The 21,382-nt window shown below is 60.5% G+C and carries 18 protein-coding genes; 12 read left to right on the plus strand and 6 right to left on the minus strand.

The window, feature by feature from the left end; genetic code table 11:
* The 3 genes from CC207_RS01255 to CC207_RS01265 form a co-directional block, all read right to left on the minus strand.
* The coding region (locus CC207_RS01255) for a copper resistance system multicopper oxidase (protein WP_143496043.1) at positions 1–1,260 on the minus strand (1,260 nt) is incomplete at its 3' end.
* A gap of 182 nt (positions 1,261–1,442) precedes the next feature.
* A complete protein-coding gene (locus CC207_RS01260) occupies positions 1,443–1,646 on the minus strand; it encodes a co-regulatory protein PtrA N-terminal domain-containing protein (RefSeq protein WP_031314397.1) in 204 nt (67 codons plus the stop codon).
* Positions 1,647–1,897: 251 nt separating this feature from the next.
* Positions 1,898–2,257 (minus strand): co-regulatory protein PtrA N-terminal domain-containing protein, encoded by a 360-nt coding sequence (locus tag CC207_RS01265; protein WP_049274248.1) that lies wholly within the window; start codon positions 2,255–2,257, stop codon positions 1,898–1,900.
* Positions 2,258–2,454: 197 nt separating this feature from the next.
* Between CC207_RS01265 and CC207_RS01270 the strand changes: the two genes are divergently transcribed.
* The 10 genes from CC207_RS01270 (at position 2,455) to hcnC (ending at position 15,521) form a co-directional block, all read left to right on the plus strand.
* On the plus strand, positions 2,455–3,132 hold the full coding sequence (locus CC207_RS01270; protein WP_023628542.1) for a heavy metal response regulator transcription factor: 678 nt from the start codon (positions 2,455–2,457) through the stop codon (positions 3,130–3,132).
* The gene (locus tag CC207_RS01275) at positions 3,132–4,538 is read left to right on the plus strand and encodes a heavy metal sensor histidine kinase (protein WP_088851453.1); all 1,407 of its coding nucleotides are present in this window, start codon (positions 3,132–3,134) and stop codon (positions 4,536–4,538) included. The genes CC207_RS01270 and CC207_RS01275 overlap by 1 nt, the downstream gene beginning before the upstream one ends.
* Positions 4,539–5,014: 476 nt before the next feature.
* Positions 5,015–6,268: a TolC family protein gene (locus CC207_RS01285; protein ID WP_088851454.1), complete on the plus strand. Its 1,254-nt coding sequence runs from the start codon at positions 5,015–5,017 to the stop codon at positions 6,266–6,268.
* Positions 6,265–7,737, plus strand: a complete 1,473-nt coding sequence (locus CC207_RS01290) for an efflux RND transporter periplasmic adaptor subunit (RefSeq protein ID WP_088851455.1) — start codon at positions 6,265–6,267, stop codon at positions 7,735–7,737. The genes CC207_RS01285 and CC207_RS01290 overlap by 4 nt, the downstream gene beginning before the upstream one ends.
* A complete protein-coding gene (locus CC207_RS01295; RefSeq protein ID WP_088851456.1) occupies positions 7,734–10,892 on the plus strand; it encodes an efflux RND transporter permease subunit in 3,159 nt (1,052 codons plus the stop codon). The genes CC207_RS01290 and CC207_RS01295 overlap by 4 nt, the downstream gene beginning before the upstream one ends.
* The gene (locus CC207_RS01300) at positions 10,889–11,224 is read left to right on the plus strand and encodes a copper-binding protein (protein ID WP_088851457.1); all 336 of its coding nucleotides are present in this window, start codon (positions 10,889–10,891) and stop codon (positions 11,222–11,224) included. Before CC207_RS01295 ends, CC207_RS01300 begins: the two co-directional genes overlap by 4 nt.
* Before the next feature lie 729 nt (positions 11,225–11,953).
* Positions 11,954–12,424 carry a hypothetical protein gene (locus CC207_RS01305; protein ID WP_028690014.1) on the plus strand — a complete coding sequence of 157 codons (471 nt, stop codon included), beginning with the start codon at positions 11,954–11,956 and terminating at the stop codon, positions 12,422–12,424.
* Between the two features lie 138 nt (positions 12,425–12,562).
* Entirely contained in the window at positions 12,563–12,877 is a 315-nt protein-coding gene (gene hcnA / locus CC207_RS01310; RefSeq protein WP_028690013.1) for a cyanide-forming glycine dehydrogenase subunit HcnA, read from the plus strand.
* A complete protein-coding gene (gene hcnB, locus CC207_RS01315; RefSeq protein ID WP_088851458.1) occupies positions 12,874–14,268 on the plus strand; it encodes a cyanide-forming glycine dehydrogenase subunit HcnB in 1,395 nt (464 codons plus the stop codon). Before hcnA ends, hcnB begins: the two co-directional genes overlap by 4 nt.
* A gap of 2 nt (positions 14,269–14,270) precedes the next feature.
* Complete coding sequence (gene hcnC / locus CC207_RS01320) at positions 14,271–15,521, plus strand: cyanide-forming glycine dehydrogenase subunit HcnC (RefSeq protein ID WP_088851459.1); 1,251 nt, start codon at positions 14,271–14,273, stop codon at positions 15,519–15,521.
* A gap of 33 nt (positions 15,522–15,554) precedes the next feature.
* On the opposite strand, the gene lpdA is transcribed toward hcnC, so the two are convergent.
* Positions 15,555–16,955, minus strand: coding sequence for a dihydrolipoyl dehydrogenase (gene lpdA, locus CC207_RS01325; RefSeq protein ID WP_028690010.1), 1,401 nt, complete (start codon positions 16,953–16,955; stop codon positions 15,555–15,557).
* A 215-nt stretch (positions 16,956–17,170) separates the two neighbouring features.
* On the opposite strand from lpdA, the gene cfaB reads away from it, so the two are divergent.
* On the plus strand, positions 17,171–18,355 hold the full coding sequence (gene cfaB, locus CC207_RS01330; protein WP_028690009.1) for a C17 cyclopropane fatty acid synthase CfaB: 1,185 nt from the start codon (positions 17,171–17,173) through the stop codon (positions 18,353–18,355).
* Positions 18,356–18,390: 35 nt separating this feature from the next.
* Here the strand turns inward: cfaB and cls are convergent, their stop codons facing one another.
* Entirely contained in the window at positions 18,391–19,830 is a 1,440-nt protein-coding gene (cls, locus tag CC207_RS01335; RefSeq protein ID WP_028690008.1) for a cardiolipin synthase, read from the minus strand.
* Between the two features lie 130 nt (positions 19,831–19,960).
* On the opposite strand from cls, the gene CC207_RS01340 reads away from it, so the two are divergent.
* Complete coding sequence (locus tag CC207_RS01340; protein WP_028690007.1) at positions 19,961–20,488, plus strand: DUF3617 domain-containing protein; 528 nt, start codon at positions 19,961–19,963, stop codon at positions 20,486–20,488.
* A gap of 4 nt (positions 20,489–20,492) precedes the next feature.
* Here the strand turns inward: CC207_RS01340 and folE2 are convergent, their stop codons facing one another.
* Positions 20,493–21,374 carry a GTP cyclohydrolase FolE2 gene (gene folE2, locus CC207_RS01345; RefSeq protein ID WP_088851460.1) on the minus strand — a complete coding sequence of 294 codons (882 nt, stop codon included), beginning with the start codon at positions 21,372–21,374 and terminating at the stop codon, positions 20,493–20,495.
* Between the last annotated feature and the right edge of the window lie 8 nt (positions 21,375–21,382).

The following is a 21,382-nucleotide window of genomic DNA, read 5'->3' on the forward strand; positions in this document are numbered from 1 at the left end:
CATGCCAGCCATGCTGTCCTGGCCCATCCCGGCCATCTTGCTGTGGTCCATGCCAGCCATGCTGTCCTGGCCCATCCCGGCCATCTTGCTATGGTCCATGCCGGCCATGCTTCCATGGTCCATCCCACCCATACTGCCGTGATCCATGCCCATATCGCTCATCGAGATTAGAGGGCGTGGATCAACGGCTGGTACTGGTGCTTGCATACCTTCGCGCACGGCCAGGGTGCCTCTGGAGTAACCAGTACGATCCATGGATTGCGCAAAAATGGTGTAAGCCTGTGCATCGTCTGGTTCGACGATGACATCGAAGGTTTCGGCTACTGCAATTCTGAATTCATCCACGTTCACCGGCTTGACATGCTGCCCATCGGCCGCAACTACAGTCATTTTCAAACCAGGGATCCGGACATCGAAGTACGTCATGGCGGATGCGTTGATGAAGCGCAGACGAATCTTTTCGCCCGGCTGGAAGATGCCCGTCCAGTTACCGTCCGGAGCCTGGCCATTCATGAGATAGGTGTAGGTATAGCCACTAACGTCGGCCAAATCAGTGGGGCTCATTTTCATCTCAGCCCACATTTTCCGATCCGCTACTGCTGCTGACCAACCCATCTCACTGACGTCATTGACGAAGTCGCCAACCGTCCGCTTATGGAAGTTGTAGTAGTCCGACTGCTTTTTGAGCTTGGACAGTACTCTGGCAGGGTCCTCGTCCGTCCAATCGCTGAGCAGCACGACGTAGTCTCGCTCGTAGGTGAACGGCTCGGGCTCCTTCGCATCGATGACCAATGCGCCGTACACTCCGATCTGCTCCTGAAGACCAGAATGGCTGTGGTACCAGTAGGTACCGTTCTGATGGACCTTGAACTTGTACTCATACATGCCATCGGGTGCGATGCCATGGAAACTTAGGCCTGGGACACCATCCATGTTTGCCGGCAGAATGATGCCGTGCCAATGGATAGATGTGTCCTGCTGCAAACGGTTTCGAACCCTAAGGGTGACAGTGTCACCTTCGCGCCAACGAAGAATGGGACCGGGCAGTGAGCCGTTGATCGCCATTGCCGTGCGAGCAGCTCCGGTAATATTGACTGGCAGCTCACCGATATACAGATCAAAATCGTTCCCTGTCAGCACGTTAGCTTGGCCAGGGCTGGTCACGGCCCATACCGGCGTGCGCCACATGCCCAATCCACCCAATAATCCAGTGGCGGCCAAGCCTTTAACGAAGGATCGTCTCGTGGTTTTGCTTTGCATGCCGTAGTGTCCAGTGAGTCAGGTAATTCGCTGATATCCGGGCCTGCGCGAAGCCGCAGCACCCCGTTTCCTTAGAATTCCCGCAAGCTTTGTGAATTTCATACACAAGATGCGGCGGGAACGAGCACTCTGAAGCTGCCACACAAAAGATTCGTGAGTGATTACATTTCTGTAAGCTCGACTCAGCAATTCTCGTGTTTGGTCTCTCGGTGCTTAGCAGCAACTGGGACGGTGTCCTTCTTCTGCTGCGCGATCTGATAGGCCTGCATAGACGATTGGCGAGCTGTCTCCATCCTTGCAAAAGTGCGGTCGGCACCACCTTCAGCTAGGGCAACGCCAGCCAAACCAAAAGTGATCATCATCACAAGCGCTTTCACCATGTTCATTCCTAGTCTCTCTGCAGTCAGTTGGAGGCCCATTGGGTAGGCTTGGAGTCAACAATAGCCCCGCCTCGCTTTCAGGTAGCTGAGCTCGACGTTACAGATCTGTCAGCTTCTAGGGTCCAAGGAACCTCATCTGTTCCGGACCTTTCGAGAGGCTGACCAAGGAAAACTGCAGCCACGCGTCACCCAAAAAAACGGCGCCGGTTGGGCGCCGCAAGGCCAAGGAGCACTGGGGAACGGCCACGAAGAATGGATTATGGATGACATTCCTTGTCCGCCATCATGAGCTGGTGTTCACGAACCATCTGACCAAGGACGTCATCTACCATCTTGTCGTGTTTCTCCATCCACACGAGATGCTCATCCTTTGACATGCCGGCTTTGGGGTGGTCTTGATGCAATTGGCTCATCAAATCCTGAAGCATAGACATGTGTTCTTTCATATGAACGTGCCGTTGGCTGGGGTCGGCTTTCTCCGCCTTGATCAACACAGCTTCGGCCTTGTCTCGAAGTGACTGAATTCTTTCAAGTGCGCGGTCGCTTCCACCTTCAGCAAACGCAGCTGACGATATCAGCATAGCTGTAGCAAGAATCATGGGTTTGAGCGATTTCACAGGACGATCTCCATCAGGTTGTCAGGGTCACTGCTACCGCTAAATGACAGACAGGATCGATTGAAATGCCTGTCATGAATGACCGTAGACGGGGCTGCCTGACAGCGGCCTGATGCCTAAATTACTTTTGCGTCAGGTTCTGGTTAGGTGGTGTTTTTGCTGCAAACTGGGCATGTACACCTTTGGGGTTGGAGCACATGAAATTACTCGTAGCTGAGGATGAGCCGAAAACGGGAGCCTACTTGCAGCAGGGCCTGGCAGAGGCAGGTTTCACCGTTGACCGAGTCCTCTCGGGTACCGACGCACTTCAAAATGCACTGAGTGAGAGCTACGACCTGTTGATCCTCGACGTCATGATGCCGGGCTTGGACGGGTGGGAAGTCCTGCGGATGGTTCGTGCTGCAGGTAAGGACGTCCCGGTCTTGTTCCTGACCGCTCGGGATGGAGTGGACGATCGAGTGAAGGGCCTTGAACTGGGCGCCGATGACTATCTGATCAAGCCCTTCGCCTTCTCTGAATTGCTAGCTCGGGTACGAACATTACTACGCCGGGGAACCAGTGCCTCAGCCCAAACCACCATGAAGATGGCAGACCTTGAGGTAGACCTACTCAAGCGCAGAGCCACCCGAAGCGGCAAGCGAATCGATCTGACTGCCAAAGAATTCTCTCTTCTTGAGCTGCTGATGCGCCGACGCGGCGAAGTGCTGCCCAAGTCCTTGATTGCCTCCCAGGTTTGGGACATGAACTTCGACAGCGACACGAACGTGATTGAGGTAGCAATTCGCCGCCTACGTGCAAAGATCGATGACGATTTCGCTCAGAAGCTCATTCATACCGCCCGTGGAATGGGTTACATGATGGATGAGCCAGAGTGATGCTGTCCCAATCCTCGCTGGTCAAGCGTCTGACCCTCATGATCATGTTCGCGGTCATTTCGGTACTGGTGGTCGCAGGCATCAGCGTCAACATGTTAAGCCAGCATCACTTTCGCATGCTTGATGAGCAGGCACTGTCCGAGAAACTGGAGTCGACAAGGCACATCCTGTCAATTCAAACACCAGGGACGAGGCAAGAGGAGCTGCGAGAACAACTGCGCGCGCTGCTGGGCGCACACCAAGATTTGACGGCGGAAATTCTCACCTCGGATGGCGGCGTACTTTTTTCTGATCTCAAAACCACCCTAATCCCCGACCGATACAAGGTGGCGGGAAAGGACAATATGTGGGAGTGGCAAGACAGTTCCCATAATTTCCGTGGTGTAACCTCTCGCGTTCAGATCCAAGGCGATCCAGCCCTGGGTACCGTCATGCTGATGCTGGATGTCACTAGCCATGCTCACTTCTTTGAAACGCTGCAACGGTGGTTCAGTATCGGCTTGGTCATTAGCGCATTGGTCAGCGCGGCATTGGGGTGGGTGGTTGCAAAAAGTGGCTTGCGTCCCGTGGAGCAGATAACAAAGGTTGCGACCTCCATGTCCGCGAGATCACTCCAAGAGCGCATCCCTTTGGAGCCTGTGCCCCTTGAACTTCAGGAAATGATCTTGTCTTTCAACGGGATGCTTGCACGTCTGGAAGACGCATTCATTCGTCTATCCAATTTTTCGGCCGATATCGCACATGAGCTAAGAACGCCAGTGAGTAATTTACTGACGCACACCGAGGTAGTGCTTACCAAAAAACGTGATGTGGTGGCGTACGAGGAGAACCTGTACTCGAATCTAGAGGAACTGAAGCGAATGTCTCGAATGATCGATGACATGCTTTTCCTCGCCAAAGCCGACAATGGCCTCATCATTCCTGAGCAAGTTGATATCAAACTCGAAAAGCTAGTGGCTAAGCTCTTCGACTACTACCAATTGGTGGCTGAGGATCGGGGTATACAGCTAAACCTCCAAGGAGAGGGGGTTGTCTCTGGGGACACACTCATGATCGACCGTGCCCTTTCCAACATCTTGTCGAATGCTATGCGGTACACCCCTGAAGGAAGCTCAATCTCAGTAGAGATCCAGGAAACCGCTGACACCGTGACCCTCACTACTCGAAATGGGGGGGGGCCAATTGCTCCAGAGCATGCCAAGAAAATCTTTGACCGCTTCTACAGGGCCGATCCGGCAAGACGGGAAGGGGGGCCCAGCAATGCCGGACTCGGCCTTGCGATAACCCGTTCCATTGTCGAAGCACACAACGGACGGATATGGTGCGCTTCGGAGGACGGTGAGACTGCATTCCACATTGCATTTCCTACCAGGACGCGGCCGATGAATGATCGTGCCCACCATTAATGCCGGGCTAATCGATTTAACCTACACTCGATCACTATGATCCGCTTTGTACGACTGCTCACCATCCTGCTGCTCGTTCTATCGCTTCCCCTCAACGGGATGGCGGGAATTGACTCGCCCATCGAGCCCTGCCCAATGCAGGAGATGGACATGGAAATGATGGCGGGCATGGAGCACGACTGTTGTCAGGACCAGGACCAAGGGAAGTCTTCCCAGCACGCCTCCAAAGCTTGCAAAGTCGGCCAAGAATGTAGAACCGCGAGCACACTCCAAGTCCGCTTGCTCGAACCCCAGCTGACCTTCTCTACTGCGCCCCCTGCGGATGCTTATGCCGTAAGCCTGGTAACTCGAGCGCCGCCAGATCACTGGCGTCCTCCGCGCGCCTGATTCCTTCGTAAACCTCACACCCGTTGTTCTGCCTTGGCGGCCGAACGATGGCATGCGCCTGTGCGCTGGTTTTTCGAGGAATCATGGTCATGACTCCCCTACGTTTCACTTCAGGACGGATACTTCCGGCTGCCCTGATAGTCCTGCTACCGATGCTATCGGCGCAGGCGGCTTCGCTTTCTCTGGATGATGCGCTGCAATTGGCTGAGCGTAATGCGCCTTCACTTCAGGCACGCCAGGAGCAGGTGTCGGCGGCGCGTCACTCCATCGTGCCAGCGGGTGAACTACCCGATCCGCGGCTTAACCTCGGGGTACAGAATCTACCGATCGAGGGCAGCGATCGCTGGAGCACCAACCGAGACTTCATGACCATGCAAGTGGTCGGGCTTTCTCAAGAGGTGCCCAACCGCGACAAGCGCAAAGCACGGGTCGAGACAGCACGGGCCACAGTCGAACGCGCTGATGCCGAAGCTGTCTTCGAGCGTTTGAAGGTGCGCGCGGCGACGGCGCAGGCTTGGGTGGCCACCTACACGGTGCAACGCAAGCTGCAACAGTTCGATGAGTTCTACAAGGAAAACCGCCTGCTGGCTTCCGCCGTGAGGGCCCGTCTGGCCGGCGGGGGCGGTTCGTCGGCCGATGCGCTTGCGCCGAGCCAGGAAGTAGCACAGCTGGATGAACAAAAGGACCTGCTAATGAGCCAGGCGGCCCAGGCAAGAGCGGCACTCAAGCGCTGGGTCGGACAGGACGTGGATGCACAAGCACCGGCTTTTCCGCAGTGGCCAGTGAAAGCACCGGAATACCTGCACGCCCTGCACGCGCATCCCGAACTGGCGGCCTACGGCGCCAAGACCCGTGAAGCCGAAGCACAGGTTCATCAGGCGGTCGCCGAGAAAAAGTCGGATTGGGGCTGGCAATTGGATTACCAGCGTCGTGGTCCGGACTTTAGCAACATGGTCAGCGTGCAAGTCAGTTTCCAGTTGCCGCTGTTCACAGGCTCTCGCCAAGACCCAACGATCGCTGCGCGGCAAGCTGAGGTGCGCCAGCTGGAAGACGAGCAAGAGGCTGCGCTGCGTGAACATACCGAGCGGTTGGAGTCAGATCTGGCGGAATACCAGCGCCTGCAGCGGGCAGTGACCCGTAGCCGCGAGACCCTATTGCCCCTCGCCGAGGACCGGGTTCGCCTGGCACTGGCGGACTACCGGGCGGGAAAGTCGACATTGAGTGAGGTGCTTGCGGCACGACGCCAGCGGGTCGAGGCCCGGCTACAGGATATCGACCTGCAAGGGCAATTAGCCGCGACAGCGGCGCGCTTGCACTTCGCATATGGAGAGGTTCGGGCATGAGACCTATGTCGATAGGATTGATCGCAACGCTCGCACTGGCCATAGGCGGTGGTGCGGGCTATTGGCTGGCTCAACAGGCCCAAAGTGGACTGGCGCCGACACCAGAACAACGCAAAGCGTTGTACTGGTATGACCCGATGTACCCTCAACAGCACTTCTCTGAGCCTGGTAAGTCACCTTTCATGGACATGCCATTGGTCGCCAAATATGCCGATGGCACACAGGATCAAGCAGAGCCTGCGGTACAGATCACCACGGGTATACAGCAGAACCTCGGCGTGCGGCTCACGACAGTGGCCCAGGGCCGCCTCGAACGCACGCTGCAGGTTAGTGGTGTGCTGGCCTTCGACGAGCGAGATTTCAGTGTGCTGCAAGCACGGACCGCAGGATTCGTCGACCGCACCTATGGCCGAGCCACGGGCGATATCGTGGCCAAGGGCGCACCGCTGGCCGATGTCTTGACCCCTGAATGGTCAGGATTGCAGGAGGAATATCTGGCAGTGCGGCGCTTGGGCGATGGCGAACTGCAGGCCGCAGCCCGCCAACGCTTATTGTTGGCCGGAATGCCTGCCGAGCTCATCGAGCGGGTCGCGCGCATTGGCAAGGTACAGAACCTTGTCACGCTGCTAGCACCAAGCGCCGGGGTGATCCAAACGCTGGACCTGCGTCCGGGCATGAGCGTGGTGCCGGGGGCTACCCTGGCGCGGATCAATGGTGTGGCCAACGTCTGGCTCGAAGCCGCAGTGCCGGAGGCGCAGGCCCAGGGCCTGCACGAGGGGCAGGCAGTGCAGGCGCATTTACCCGCCTATCCAGGTGAAGCCGTGCCGGGCAAGCTGACCGCTTTGCTTGCAGACGCCAACCCGCAAAGCCGTACTTTGCGCCTGCGTATCGAGCTACCCAATCCCGACGGCCGGCTGCGGCCGGGGATGTCCGCCCAGGTCGTCCTGCATCCAGCCGGGCAAACCGATACCACACTGCTAGTGCCCGCCGAAGCAGTCATCCGCACCGGCAAACGTGATCTGGTGATGCTGGCCGAAGACCAAGGCCGTTTCCGCCCAGTGGAAGTGGTGCTGGGTCAAGAGAGCGGCGGCCAGGTTGCCGTGCTGCAAGGGCTGCAGTCAGGCCAGCGGGTGGTGACATCGGGTCAGTTCCTCATCGACTCTGAAGCCAGCCTCAAGGGTATTGAGGCCATGACCACGCAGGAATCCCCACCTGCACCAGCACTGCCAGCACTGCCAGCACTGCATGAGGCAGACGGACGTATCGTGCAGATCGAGGGCAATCAGCTGACGATCGCTCACGGTCCCTTCCTCACCCTGGGCATGCCTGGCATGACCATGACCTTCCCCGTGTCTGATCCCACGCTGATTGTCGGGCTGAAGTTGGGCCAACGTATTCGCTTCGGAGTTCGCGAGCGGGATGAGGGCATGGTGATCGAGCAGATCAATGCGCTGGAGAGTCAACCATGATCGCGAAACTGATTCGCTGGTCGGTGGGCAACCGAGTGCTGGTGCTGCTCGCCACACTGTTCCTGGTGGCCTGGGGCGTGTTCTCGCTGCGCAGCCTGCCGATCGATGCACTGCCGGACCTGTCGGACGTGCAAGTGATAATCCGTACCTCCTACCCGGGTCAGGCGCCACAGATCGTCGAAAACCAGGTCACCTACCCGCTGACAACCACCATGCTCTCGGTACCGGGGGCCAAGACCGTGCGCGGCTTCTCGGCCTTCGGTGACAGCTTTGTCTACGTGCTGTTCGAGGACGGCACCGACCTGTACTGGGCACGCTCGCGGGTACTGGAGTACCTGAGCCAGGTGCAGTCGCGCTTGCCGGCGTCGGCAAAGCCGGTGCTCGGGCCGGACGCCACCGGCGTGGGTTGGATCTATCAGTACGCGTTGGTCGACCGCAGTGGCGGGCATGACTTGGCGCAATTGCGCAGCCTGCAAGACTGGTTCCTGCGCTTCGAGCTCAAGACCTTGCCGGATGTCGCTGAAGTGGCGAGCATCGGCGGCATGGTCAAGCAGTATCAGGTGGTGCTTGATCCGCTGCGGATGGCCAGCCTGGGCATCACCCAAGGGGAGGTGTCGGACGCTATCGGAAAGGCCAACCAGGAAACCGGTGGCGGCGTGCTGGAACATGGCGAAGCCGAGTTCATGGTGCGGGCGTCAGGGTACCTGAAGACGTTGAACGACTTCCGCGCCATTCCCCTGCGCCTGGCCACCAACGGTGCGCCGGTGACACTCGGCGATGTCGCCACGGTGCAACTTGGCCCAGAAGCGCGTCGGGGTATCGGTGAGCTGGATGGTCAGGGCGAGGCCGTTGGCGGTGTGGTGATTCTGCGCAGTGGCAAAAACGCCAGGGAGGCCATTGCCCACGTCAAGGACAAGCTTGAAGCGCTGAAAAAGAGCCTGCCCAAGGGCGTGGAGATTGTCACGACCTATGATCGCAGCCAGCTGATTGACCGGGCAGTGGACAACCTCAGCCACAAGCTGATCGAGGAATTTATTGTGGTAGCGCTGGTGTGTGCGGCGTTTCTCTGGCACCTGCGTTCGTCGCTGGTGGCAATCGTCTCGCTACCGGTAGGGGTACTGATCGCTCTGATTGTCATGCGCCATCAAGGCATCAACGCCAACATCATGTCGCTTGGCGGTATCGCCATCGCCATCGGTGCGATGGTCGATGCTGCCGTGGTGATGATCGAGAATGCGCACAAGCGAGTGGAAGCCTGGCATGCACGCAACCCAGGGATGTCGCTGCGCGGCGAGCAGCACTGGAAAGTGATGACCGAGGCGGCGGTCGAAGTGGGGCCGGCGCTATTCTTCAGCCTGATGATCATCACCTTGTCGTTCATCCCGGTGTTCACCTTGCAGGCCCAGGAGGGACGACTGTTCGCTCCCCTGGCGTTCACCAAGACCTACGCCATGGCAGCCGCGGCAGGGCTGGCGGTGACCCTGGTACCCGTGCTGATGGGCTACTGGATTCGCGGCCCTCTGCCAGCAGAGGAACGTAACCCGCTCAACCGTGGTCTAATCCGTCTGTATCGGCCTGCGTTGGAAGTGGTGCTGCGCTGGCCCTGGATGACACTGGTTGGCGCGCTGGCGATCTTGTTCAGCAGCCTGTGGCCATTGAGCCAGCTGGGTGGGGAATTCCTACCACCGCTGGACGAAGGTGACCTGCTGTACATGCCCTCGGCCCTGCCAGGCCTGTCGGCGCAAAAGGCCTCGGAGCTGTTGCAACGCACCGACCGGCTGATCCGTACCGTGCCCGAGGTCGCCAGCGTGTTCGGCAAGGCTGGCCGAGCCGAATCAGCGACCGACCCGGCGCCGCTGGAGATGTTCGAAACCATCGTGCGGCTCAAGCCGAAAGATCAGTGGCGTCCGGGCCTGACCACCGAAAAGCTGATTGAGGAACTCGACCGTACGGTGCGGATACCGGGCCTGACCAACATCTGGATTCCACCGATCCGTAATCGTATCGACATGCTGGCTACCGGCATCAAGAGCCCGATTGGCGTGAAAGTGGCGGGAAGCGACCTGACGCAGATCGACCGCACGACCCAGGCCATCGAGCGAGCCGCCAAAACCGTGCCCGGTGTGACCTCTGCACTGGCCGAACGTTTGACCGGCGGCCGTTACATCGATCTCGACGTCGACCGCGAGACTGCATCTCGATATGGCCTGAACATTGCCGACGTGCAGTCCATCGTTGCCGGTGCCATTGGTGGCGAGACCATCGGCGAGACGGTCGAGGGCCTGGCGCGCTACCCGATCAGCGTGCGCTACCCCCGCGAATGGCGCGACTCGGTCGAAGCCTTGCGCCAACTGCCGATCTACACCGCGCAAGGCGGCCAGATCACTCTCGGCACCGTGGCCCATGTGCGCATCACGGAAGGTCCTCCGATGCTCAAGAGCGAGAATGCCCGCCCATCCGGTTGGGTATACATCGACGTGCGAGGTCGTGATCTGTCCTCTGTGGTCGCCGACCTGCGCCAGGTGGTGAGTCGCGAGGTGAAGCTCGATCCTGGCATGAGCCTGAGCTATTCCGGCCAGTTCGAGTACCTGGAGCGCGCCAACGCACGTCTGGCCTGGGTGATACCGGCGACACTGGTGATCATCTTCGTGCTGCTCTATCTGACATTCGGCCGCCTCAGCGAGGCGCTACTGATCATGGGCACTTTACCTTTTGCCCTTACTGGCGGCGTGTGGCTGCTGTACCTGATGGGCTTCAATTTGTCGGTGGCCACCGGCGTGGGCTTTATCGCCCTGGCTGGGGTCGCGGCGGAGTTCGGGGTGATTATGCTCATCTACCTGAACAACGCATGGACCGAGCGACAGTCCAATAGTGAGCGCACGCAACTGGCGCTACTGGAAGCGATCCGTGAGGGTGCGGTGCAACGCATCAGACCCAAGGCGATGACTGTGGCGGTGATCGTCGCAGGCCTGCTGCCAATTCTCTGGAGTGATGGTACCGGCAGCGAAGTAATGAGTCGCATCGCCGTGCCCATGGTGGGCGGCATGCTCTCTGCCCCCTTGCTCTCTCTGTTCATTGTTCCTGCGGCGTATTGGTTAGTCCGGCGCCGTAATCTCGCAGTAACTAATAATTCCAAACTAGGAGAAACCCGATGAAAAACGTCTATCTCGGCGCTGTACTGATGTTGGCTTTCGCGGCTGGTGCACAGGCCCAGGACAGCATGGCAGGCATGAAGGACATGCAGATGAAGGCCGAGCAAGCGGCACCGGTCGCCCACGCGGAGGGTACGATCAAAACCATCGATCTCGATCAGGGCAAGGTCACCTTGGCACACGGACCAGTGGTCGCGTTGAAATGGCCAGCGATGACCATGGGGTTCAAGGCGACCGCGCAGCAGCTTGAAGGACTGAAGGTGGGGGACAAGGTGGCGTTCGACTTCCGGATGGAGGGCAGTGCGGCAACGATTGTTGAAATCCGGAAAGAGTAAGCATCTCATGGAGGGGCCGTAGGACAATCGAGGCAGCTCCTAGGCAACACTTTGGGGGTTGCCACAATTAAGACCGCTTTGCTCAGGTACGGCTCTATCCAAGGACCCGCTTCGAAGGAGCTGCCTGGCGGCGGTGAGCGACAAAAATGAACTTTCAAGCCGGATGCAGTTGATCGGTCTGATGTCTGCCATTAGCCAGCAGCGGGGCATGCTCTGATCAGCCGCAGGAACGCTCAGCCTTGGTTGCCCTTTTCGCAGATGCACCAGTGGGGGAGGCTTCCAACTAAAAAATAGTCCATCCTCCCCTATCCCTAGGCAGAATGCGTGTCCCGCCCCCTACGGGGGCTGCCGGTAAGCGTTGCTCTTTCGCCCTGATTACCGCGCGCGAAGCCCGCGTCACACGAAACAGGAGCCTCGATCTACTCATTACTGGTTTGTGACAACCTTTATTTCTTTCAGTCGTGGCAGTTTTTTTGATCCGAGCCCTGGCTGTGACAACCTTTGTTTCGCTCAAGCCTGAACGGTTTTCCTTGGAGGCCCTGAAATCCAAGGGGGGCCGTGACAATGTTTATTTTCCTGACACAGGTGGTTTCTGAGAATTAAGACTGTCGCACGGCAATAAAAACTGTCGCTGACGAAGGGAGTCGTAACTGGCTCCCTTCTTCGTTTATCTTCACGATCGCCTCTGGTCTGCCAGGGGCGTTTTCGTTTACAGGAAGAGAAAACCTGATGTTGATGAAACTGGCACCGAAAAAGCCGCGCAGCCTGCGCAACTTCTACCTGTCCATTGGCGCAACCCTCGTGCTCATGCTGGCTGGGCGTTTTTACGCGCTCAAAGCCGAGGAGCAGCGGGTTGCGCAGCGAGCCCAGTGGGTCGAGAACGTGCTTCATCTGAACAGCACCCTACCCAGGCAGGTCGACGCACTGACCCGGCTGGAAAGGATCGATATCATCTCCGGCGACACGATCGCCTACCGCTATCAGGTCGACATGGCCTCCAGCAGCCTGCCGTGGGAGCGCAAGTCGAAGATGGAGGCGCGCGTGCGCGCGGGGTTGGAGCGCCTGGCCTGCAAGGAGCCAGAGTTTCTCGAGGCCATGCGCAGGTTCAAGTTCCGCCAGGAACATTTCTATACGGGCTATGACAACGCTTTCTTGTTCAGTGTCGATATCAATCCTGACAAGCTCATCTGTCCAACCTGAGCCTTCTCGTTTGTGAACACTGTTGCACGTTCGTCGTTGTAGGACGTTTCCTAATCCTGCCTCTGGCATGGATCAATGTTTTCCCTCGTTGTTTGCCCTAACGTCGCCCGACCCATCAGTCATCAAGGACGACAGGAAATGCAGACGCTGCAACGAAAGCACGATATCCAGCCATTGGAAGGCGCTGAAATGACCCTGCTGGTCAATGGCCTGCCTGCGGTCGCCAGTGCCGGCGAAACCGTACTCAGTGTGCTCAACGCCGTTGGCCTGCGCCAGCTGGCGCGCAACGATCATGGTCAGCTCAGCGGTGCCTTCTGCGGCATGGGCGTCTGCCATTGCTGCCTGGTGCAGATCGATGGTCGTCCCAAGCGTCGCGCCTGCCAGACCATCGTCAAGCCGGGCATGAGCATCGAGACCGAGGTCAATCGCGTGCAAGAGGAGGCCCACCCATGAGCCTTCGTCCCGTGATCGTCGGTGGCGGTTCGGCCGGCATGGGCGCCGCCATCGAGCTGGCCGAACATGGCGTGGATTGCCTGCTGTTCGACGAGGCGTCGCGCCCCGGTGGCGTGATCTATCGGGGCCCGCTGCGCGCGGGTGTCGACCTGGGCTACCTGGGGCCGCGCTACACCAAGGCCCTGACCAAGCTGCATGAAGATTTCGCCGCCTGCGCCGAGCGCATCGACCTGCGCCTGAACCATCGCGTGGTGGGTGGGGACGATCAACGGCTGATGGTCCTCGACGCTGATGAACAGCTGCACGAGATCGACTACTCGCACCTGCTGTTGGCCGCCGGATGCCACGAGCGCAACGTGCCGTTCCCTGGCTGGACCTTGCCCGGTGTGATCCTGCTCGGCGGCTTGCAGCTGCAGATCAAGAGTGGCGTGGTCAAGCCACTGGGCAGCACGCTGATTGCCGGTACCGGGCCGTTGCTGCCACTGGTCGCCTGCCAGCTGCACGCCGCCGGCGCCAAGGTGGCCGGCGTGTACGAGGCCTGCTCGTTCAACCGTATCGCCAAGGAAAGCCTGGCGTTGATGAACAAGCCGCAGCTGTTCCTCGACGGCCTGAGCATGCTGGCCTACATGAAGCTCAACGGCATCCCCATGCATTACGGCTGGGGCGTGGTGGGCGCCACGGGTGACGGCGAATTGCAGGAGGTCCAGGTCGCCCCCTACACCCAGGATTGGCAGCCGGACATGACCCGCATCCAGCGCGAGCAGGTGCGCACCCTGGCGGTGGGCTACGGCTTCATTCCGCGGACCCAGCTCAGCCAGCAACTGGGCCTGGCCCATGGTTTCAGCGAGGACGGCTACCTGCGCGCCGAGTGCAACGTGTGGCAGCAGAGCAGCCAGCCGAACATTCACCTGGCCGGCGACATGGCCGGTATTCGCGGTGGCGAGGCAGCGATGCTCACCGGGCGTATCGCCGCGGTGTCGATGTTGCAGCAGATGGGCAAGCTCGATGCCGAGCAGGCGATCGAGCGCCGTGAACGCTTCCTGGGCAAGCTGGCGGCGATCAAGCGCTTCCGTTCCGGGGTGGAACGCTACACCGCGCGCGGCGCAGCGCAGATCCAGCTGCCCCAGGCCGATACGGTGATCTGCCGTTGCGAAAACGTCACCCGCGATCAGATTGACCTGGCCCTGGAGCAGGGTGTGGAGGACATGGCCAGCCTGAAGATGCGTACCCGGGTAAGCATGGGCGACTGCCAGGGGCGCATGTGCGTCGGCTACTGCAGCGACCGCCTGCGCAGCGCCACCGGCCGCGCGGACGTGGGCTGGCTGCGTCCGCGCTTCCCGGTGGACCCGATCCCTTTTTCCGCATTCGAACAACTCGGCACGGAGGCCTGAACATGAACAAGCATTACGACATCATCATTGCCGGTGGCGGTGTGATCGGCGCGTCTTGTGCCTACCAGCTGTCCAAGCGGCACAACCTGAAGATCGCCCTGATCGACTGCAAGCGTCCGGGCAACGCCACCCGCGCCTCGGCCGGCGGCCTGTGGGCCATCGGTGAGTCGGTGGGGCTGGGCTGCGGGGTGATCTTCTTTCGCATGATGTCCTCGCGCAACAAGCGTGAGGCCAACGGCGCCGCGGTGGTGGTCGACTCGAGCACGCCGCATATCCTGCCGGAATGCTTCTTCGACTTCGCCCTGCAGTCCAACGCGCTTTATCCACAGCTGCACCAGGAACTGATCGAGCGCCACGGCATGGACTTCAAGTTCGAACGCACCGGGCTCAAGTACATCATCCAGGATGAAGAAGACCAGCTGTACGCCGAGCACATCGTCAAGCAGATCCCGCACCTGGCCGACCAGGTTCGCTGGCTCGACCGTGACGCGCTGCGGGCCTCGGAGCCGGCGGTGACGCTCAAGGCCAATGGCGCGCTGGAGTTTCTCTGCGACCACCAGGTCAGCCCGTTCCGCCTGGGTGATGCCTACATGGAGGCGGCGCGGCAGAACGGTGTCGACCTTTACCCGAACGTGAACATCACCGGCGTGCTGCATGAAGGCTCGCGAATCAAGGGCGTGCGCACTGCCGAGGCCGGCGAGTTCCATTGCGGCACGTTGATCAATGCTGCTGGCGCCTGGGCCGCGGAGCTGAGCGAATGGGCGACGGGGGAGAGTATTCCGGTCAAGCCGGTGAAGGGCCAGATCGTGCTGACCGAGCGCCTGCCCAAACTGCTCGATGGCTGCATCACCACCAGCGATTGCTACATGGCGCAGAAGGACAATGGCGAGATCCTGATCGGCAGCACCACCGAAGAGAAGGGCTTCGATGTCAGCAACACTTTCCCGGAAATCAGTGGCCTTGTGCAGGGCGCGATCCGTTGCGTGCCGCAGCTGGCGCAGGTGAACCTCAAGCGCACCTGGGCCGGCCTGCGCCCTGGGTCACCGGACGAACTGCCGATTCTCGGGCCTGTGGATAATGTTCAGGGCTACTTCAATGCCTGTGGGCATTTCCGTACCGGAATCCTCACGTCGGCCATTACCGGTGTGCTGCTGGACAAGGTTGTCCACAATGAGGCGTTACCGTTGGATATCACGCCATTTTTGGCGTCGCGCTTCCATGGGGGAATGAATAAACAGTTGGCGCACGGTTGATGGATGCGGGGGCCGCAAAGCGGCCCCCAGGAATCAGATCTGCATCGCTTTCCCATCCACATTCATCGCCGCCTGGCGCAGGGCCTCGGAGCGGGTCGGGTGCGGGTGGCAGGTGAGGGCGATGTCCTCGGCCGAGGCCGAGAATTCCATGGCCACGCAGAACTCGCCGATCATCTCGCTCACGCTCGGGCCCACCAGGTGCACGCCCAGCACCTCGTCGGTGACGGCGTCGGCGATGACCTTGGCGAAGCCTTCGGTCTCATGGTTGATCTTGGCCCGGCTGTTGGCGGTGAAGGGGAATTTGCCGACCTTGTAGGCACGGCCTTCGGCCTTGAGCTGCTCTTCGGTCTTGCCGACAGTGGCCAGTTCCGGGCGGGTGTAGATGACGCCTGGGATCAGGTTGTAGTTCACCTCATGCGGCTTGCCGGCGATGCGCTCGATGCACGCCACCGCTTCATCCTCGGCCTTGTGCGCCAGCATCGGGCCGGAGGTGACGTCGCCGATCACCCAGATGCCTGGGACCGCGCTGCGGTGATGGTCGTTGGCGAGCATGCCGCGCTTGTCGGTTTCCAGCCCCACGCTTTCCAGGTTCAGGCCCTTGGTATACGGACGGCGACCGATGGCCACCAGCACATAGTCGGCCTGCAGGGTTTCGGCGTTGCCACCGGCGGCGGGCTCCAGGGTCAGGCTGACACCGTCAGCGCTGGATGTGGCCTGGGTCACCTTGCTGCCGAGCTTGAAGGTCATGCCTTGCTTGGCCAGGGCCTTCTGCAGGGTCTTGGCGGTTTCCTCATCGGTGCCCGGGCAGATGCGGTCGAGGTATTCGATCACCGTTACTTCGGCACCCAGGCGGCGCCACACCGAACCCAGCTCCAGGCCGATCACGCCGGCGCCGATCACGACCAGGTGCTTGGGCACCTGAGGCAGCGACAGGGCGCCGGTGGAATCTATGATGCGCTGATTGTCGATGGTCACACCGGGCAGTGGCGTGGGTTCGGAGCCGGTGGCGATGACGATGTCCTTGGCCTGCAGGGTGGTTTCGCTGCCGTCCTCGGCCTTGACCAGTACCTTGCCGGCGCCGTCCAGGCGGCCCCAGCCCTTGACCCAGTCGACCTTGTTCTTACGGAACAGGTACTCGATGCCCTTGGTCAGGCCGGTCACGCTTTCGTCTTTCTGCTTCATCATCTGGCCCAGGTTGAGGGTCGGTTTGACCTCGATCCCCAGATGGGCAAACTCCTCGCCGCTGGCCGCCTCGTAGAGCTCGGACGCATGCAGCAGTGCCTTGGACGGCATGCAGCCAACGTTCAGGCAGGTGCCGCCCAAGGTCGAGCGACCTTCGACACAGGCCACGCTCAGGCCCAGCTGGCCGGCACGGATCGCTGCGTTGTAGCCGCCGGGGCCGCCGCCGATGATCACCACGTCATAGGATTTCATGGGTTTCGTTACTCCGAGAGTGTGAGGAAGCGAAGAGGGGCACAAGGTTAGTCTGAGTGATGATGATTGTATACAATCTGGTGGATGACCCGGACCAGATAGTTCTAGACTATGGTCGCGATTAACGGAAACTTCGCACGAATGAACTACCCTGATCCGGTGACGTCCGACACCTTGAGGCTTGGCGTCCGTATCAATGAAAGGGAGGGTCATGAATGCTTGCGCAACTTCCACCCGCATTGCAGAGCCTGCACTTACCTTTGCGCGTCAAGCTGTGGGACGGCAACCAGTTCGACCTGGGGCCGAGCCCGCAGGTTACCATCCTGGTCAAGGAGCCCCAGCTGATCACCCAGCTCACCCATCCGAACCTGGATGAGCTTGGCTCTGCCTTCGTTGAAGGCAAGCTGGAACTGGAAGGTGATATCGGTGAAGTCATCCGGGTCTGCGACGAGCTCAGCGAAGCATTGCTCAAGGATGAAGACGAGTTTGTGCCGGAGCGCACTTCCCATGACAAGCGCACCGACGCCGAAGCCATTTCCTACCACTACGACCTGTCCAACGATTTCTACCGACTGTGGCTCGACCCGGACATGGTCTATTCCTGCGCCTACTTCAAGGAACCGGACAACACCCTGGCCCAGGCGCAGCAGGACAAGTTCGACCACCTGTGCCGCAAGCTGCGCCTGCAGGCCGGCGACTACTTGCTGGATGTCGGTTGCGGTTGGGGCGGTCTGGCACGATTCGCCGCCCGCGAGTACGGCGCCAAGGTGTTCGGCATCACCCTGAGCAAGGAGCAACTGAAGCTGGGCCGCCAGCGGGTCAAGGAGGAGGGCCTGGCCGACAAGGTCGACCTGCAGATTCTCGACTACCGTGACCTGCCGCAGGATGGCCGCTTTGACAAGGCGGTCAGCGTTGGCATGTTCGAACACGTCGGGCATGCCAACCTCGAGCTGTACTGCCAGCGGCTGTTCGGTGCGGTGCGCGAAGGTGGCCTGGTGATGAACCATGGCATTACCGCCAAGCACGTCGATGGTCGCCCAGTCGGCCGTGGCGCGGGGGACTTCATCGACCGTTATGTGTTCCCCCACGGCGAGCTGCCGCATATCTCGATGATCACGGCGCGTATCTGCGAGGCGGGCCTGGAGGTGGTCGATATCGAAAGCCTGCGCCTGCACTACGCCAAGACCCTCAACCACTGGAGTGAGAACCTGGAGAACCAGTTGCACCGCGCCGCCGCGCTGGTGCCGGAGAAGACCTTGCGTATCTGGCGCCTGTACCTGGCCGGTTGCGCCTATGCCTTCACCAAGGGCTGGATCAACCTGCACCAGATTCTCGCGGTGAAGCCCTACGCCGACGGCCACCACGACCTGCCTTGGACGCGTGAGGACCTCTATCGTTGATCGGGTAGCCCGGCGTGCCGACAAGGCTCGCCGGGTCACAGGATCGGTGAAATCAACCGTGCGATACGCATCCCCAACTGTTGCAGGCGATGGGTGTCGCGGCTGTCTTCTGCGGTGATCTCCCGGGCTTGTTCGAAGTCATTCTCCAACATCCGTTCGACTTGGTCGGCGAAAGTGCGGTCCACGGTGAGCAGGGTGATCTCGAAGTTCAGCCGGAACGAGCGGTTGTCGAGGTTGGCGCTGCCGATGGCGCTGACCTCATCGTCCACCAGCACCACCTTCTGGTGCAGGAAGCCGGGCAGGTAACGGAACATACGCACTCCGGCGCGTACCGCCTCGAAGGCGAACAGGCTGGAGGCGGCGTAGACGATGCGGTGGTCGGGGCGCGAGGGAATCAGGATACGTACGTCGACACCCCGCAGCACTGCCAGACGCAGGGCGGCGAAGATGGCTTCGTCGGGGATGAAATAGGGACTGGTGATCCATACCCGCCGGGTGGCCGAGTGAATCGCCTCGAGGAAGAACAGCGCACAGGTTTCCTGTGGATCGGCCGGGCCGCTGGCCAAGGCCTGGCACAGTACGCCGTTCTCCGGGTAGGCGTCGGGCAGGATCAGCGGCGGCAGCTGGCGCGTGGCCCAGTACCAGTCCTCGGCGAAGGATTCTTGCAGGCAGGCCAGTACCGGGCCGCCGATCTGCACATGGGTGTCGCGCCACGGTGACAGCTTGGGGTGTGCGCCGAGGTATTCGTCGCCCACGTTGTGCCCGCCGAGAAAGCCTTGCACGCCATCGACCACGACGATCTTGCGATGGTTGCGGAAGTTGACCTGGAAACGATTGAACCAGCCACGTCGGGTGGCGAACGCCTCGATCTGCACGCCGCCGTCGCGCAGCACCTGGCTGTAGCTGGCTGGCAGGGCATGACTGCCGACGCGGTCGTACAGCACGAACACCTGCACGCCTTCGGCGGCCTTGCGCAGCAGCAGTTGCTGCAACTCCCGGCCGAGGGCGTCGTCATGGATGATGAAGAACTGCACCAGCACGGTGTCCCGCGCCATGCGGATGGCCGAGAAGATCGCCTCGAAGGTGGCTGCGCCATCGATCAGCAGCTTCACCTCGTTGTTGGCCAGACACGGCATGCGCCCCAGCTTGGGCATGGCGCGCAGGGCGGCGTAGCTGTCGGACTCGCGGGCGGTCAGCGCTTCCTCGACCCAGGGTCGCCAGTTCAGGTTGGCCATGGCCACGTGCATTTCCTGGTTGGCCTGGCGTCGGGCCTGGATGTAGGCGTAGAAGGAACGGGCGCCGAACACCAGGTAGGGGATGAGGGTGAGGTAGGGGATGAACAGCAGCGACATGGCCCAGGCGATCGCACCTTGGGCGGTGCGTACGGTGAACACCGCATGCAGCGCGGCGATGAAGCCGAGCAGATGAATCAGGCCGAGCAAGTAACCGAAGAAGTAGGGGCTGTGGAAATCCATACGCATCCTGCTTGCCGAGAGCACTGCTGCCTAACAGACCACGTTCGAGGGGTGGCCTGCAACCCGCAGGCGTTTTTGACGTCTAACGGCTCAGTCCGGCAAGAGCCGGTATTTCGAGGAGCTTTCATCCATGAAGATTCGTCTGCCACTGCTCGCCCTGGCGCTGGGGCTGGGCAGCCCGCTGGTCCACGCGCAGATGTTGCAACCCGGCCTGTGGGAGCTGACCACCAGCAACATGCAGGTCGATGGCAAGCCGTTGCCGGACATGGAGTTCATGCTCGGTCAGTTGAAGAACCTGCCGCCGGAGCAACGGGCGATGATGGAAGGTGCCCTGGCCAAGCAGGGCATCACGGTGGGGGGCAAGGGGGTGCGCTCGTGCCTGACCGCGGAGCAGGTCAAGACCAATGACATTCCGCTGCAGGATCCGCAATCGGGCTGCACGCAGAAGATCACCGAGCGCAATGGCAATGTCTGGAAGTTCCAGTTCAGTTGCCCCAAGGCCCAGGGTAACGGCCAGGCCACCTTCCTCAGCGACCGGGAGTTCCTGACCAAGGTCAACGGCACCTTCAATGCCTCCGGGGTCCAGCAGCAGGGCAGCATGGATACACGGGCGGTCTGGCTTGGAAATGACTGTGGAACGGTCAAACCGCGTACCTGATCGGTCACCCGCGATAACGACTGACCGCCACCGCGTCGTGGGCATGCAGGCTCTCTGCATGTTCCACGCGCACGCTGAAGCCGCTTACGCCCGTTAGCGTTCGCAAGGCCGCATGCAAGCGGCGGGCGGCATCCTCGCAGAACATCAGGTTCTGTCCGTTGGCCAGGGCGAAGGCCTGCTCGTCGGCGCGCTTGACTGCCGTCTGTACGGCCGTGCCCAAGGCGGCCTCCGCAGTCTCGATCAACTCGGTCAGCCTGAACGCGTCGCCGTCCAGACGGACCTGCAGCTTGGCCATGCTCCTTTGGCTATGGGGTGTCGCAACGATGCCGTCACTGCTGCCGAGCCACTGGCGAACACGCTCCCACTCCAGTGACTGGCCAGCGAAGTCCCGGTCGAATTGCGCCTGGATCAGCTGTCTGGCCAGCGCCGCCGAGCATGGGCAGGTCGAGGAGTAGGGAATGTGCACCGATAGTTCCACGTGGAACATTCCATCTTTCAGCTGTGCGTCGATGCTCACTGGGTAGCGTTTCCAGCCTGCTAGCGGGCTGACCAACGCCGGGCGCTTGAGCAGGTGATCGAACGCCAGGCGCAGGTAGGCGGCGTTCGAAAGGCCCTCGTGGCTGGAGAGAAACTGCTCGAGCGTCCGGCGAATCAGGCGTGGACTCAAGGCTTGCTGTTCCAGCGCTTCCAGCGCCAGGTACAACCGTGACATGTGGATGCCCCGGGCTGAGCCGTCATCCAGGCTCACGCCGGCATCGGCGTGCGCGCCGAGACTGCGTCCGTCGACCAGCAGCGGCAGGGCGATACCGCACATGCCGACCCAGTCCAGCGGCAGTGTCTGCTGGCTGCTTTGTGTGGCGATGTCGGGAAGGGCAAGGCTAGACATGGAAGGAT

This window comes from Pseudomonas sp. DrBHI1, assembly GCF_002205115.1.
GTDB lineage: Bacteria > Pseudomonadota > Gammaproteobacteria > Pseudomonadales > Pseudomonadaceae > Aquipseudomonas > Aquipseudomonas mosselii.

Coding starts and splice junctions, on each gene's coding strand:
- CC207_RS01260 (WP_031314397.1), bottom strand. CDS start 1,646: ATGAACATGGTGAAAGCGCTTGTGATGATGATCACTTTTGGTTTGGCT.
- CC207_RS01270 (WP_023628542.1), top strand. CDS start 2,455: ATGAAATTACTCGTAGCTGAGGATGAGCCGAAAACGGGAGCCTACTTG.
- CC207_RS01275 (WP_088851453.1), top strand. CDS start 3,132: ATGCTGTCCCAATCCTCGCTGGTCAAGCGTCTGACCCTCATGATCATG.
- CC207_RS01285 (WP_088851454.1), top strand. CDS start 5,015: ATGACTCCCCTACGTTTCACTTCAGGACGGATACTTCCGGCTGCCCTG.
- CC207_RS01290 (WP_088851455.1), top strand. CDS start 6,265: ATGAGACCTATGTCGATAGGATTGATCGCAACGCTCGCACTGGCCATA.
- CC207_RS01295 (WP_088851456.1), top strand. CDS start 7,734: ATGATCGCGAAACTGATTCGCTGGTCGGTGGGCAACCGAGTGCTGGTG.
- CC207_RS01300 (WP_088851457.1), top strand. CDS start 10,889: ATGAAAAACGTCTATCTCGGCGCTGTACTGATGTTGGCTTTCGCGGCT.
- CC207_RS01305 (WP_028690014.1), top strand. CDS start 11,954: ATGTTGATGAAACTGGCACCGAAAAAGCCGCGCAGCCTGCGCAACTTC.
- hcnA (WP_028690013.1), top strand. CDS start 12,563: ATGCAGACGCTGCAACGAAAGCACGATATCCAGCCATTGGAAGGCGCT.
- hcnB (WP_088851458.1), top strand. CDS start 12,874: ATGAGCCTTCGTCCCGTGATCGTCGGTGGCGGTTCGGCCGGCATGGGC.
- hcnC (WP_088851459.1), top strand. CDS start 14,271: ATGAACAAGCATTACGACATCATCATTGCCGGTGGCGGTGTGATCGGC.
- lpdA (WP_028690010.1), bottom strand. CDS start 16,955: ATGAAATCCTATGACGTGGTGATCATCGGCGGCGGCCCCGGCGGCTAC.
- cfaB (WP_028690009.1), top strand. CDS start 17,171: ATGCTTGCGCAACTTCCACCCGCATTGCAGAGCCTGCACTTACCTTTG.
- cls (WP_028690008.1), bottom strand. CDS start 19,830: ATGGATTTCCACAGCCCCTACTTCTTCGGTTACTTGCTCGGCCTGATT.
- CC207_RS01340 (WP_028690007.1), top strand. CDS start 19,961: ATGAAGATTCGTCTGCCACTGCTCGCCCTGGCGCTGGGGCTGGGCAGC.
- folE2 (WP_088851460.1), bottom strand. CDS start 21,374: ATGTCTAGCCTTGCCCTTCCCGACATCGCCACACAAAGCAGCCAGCAG.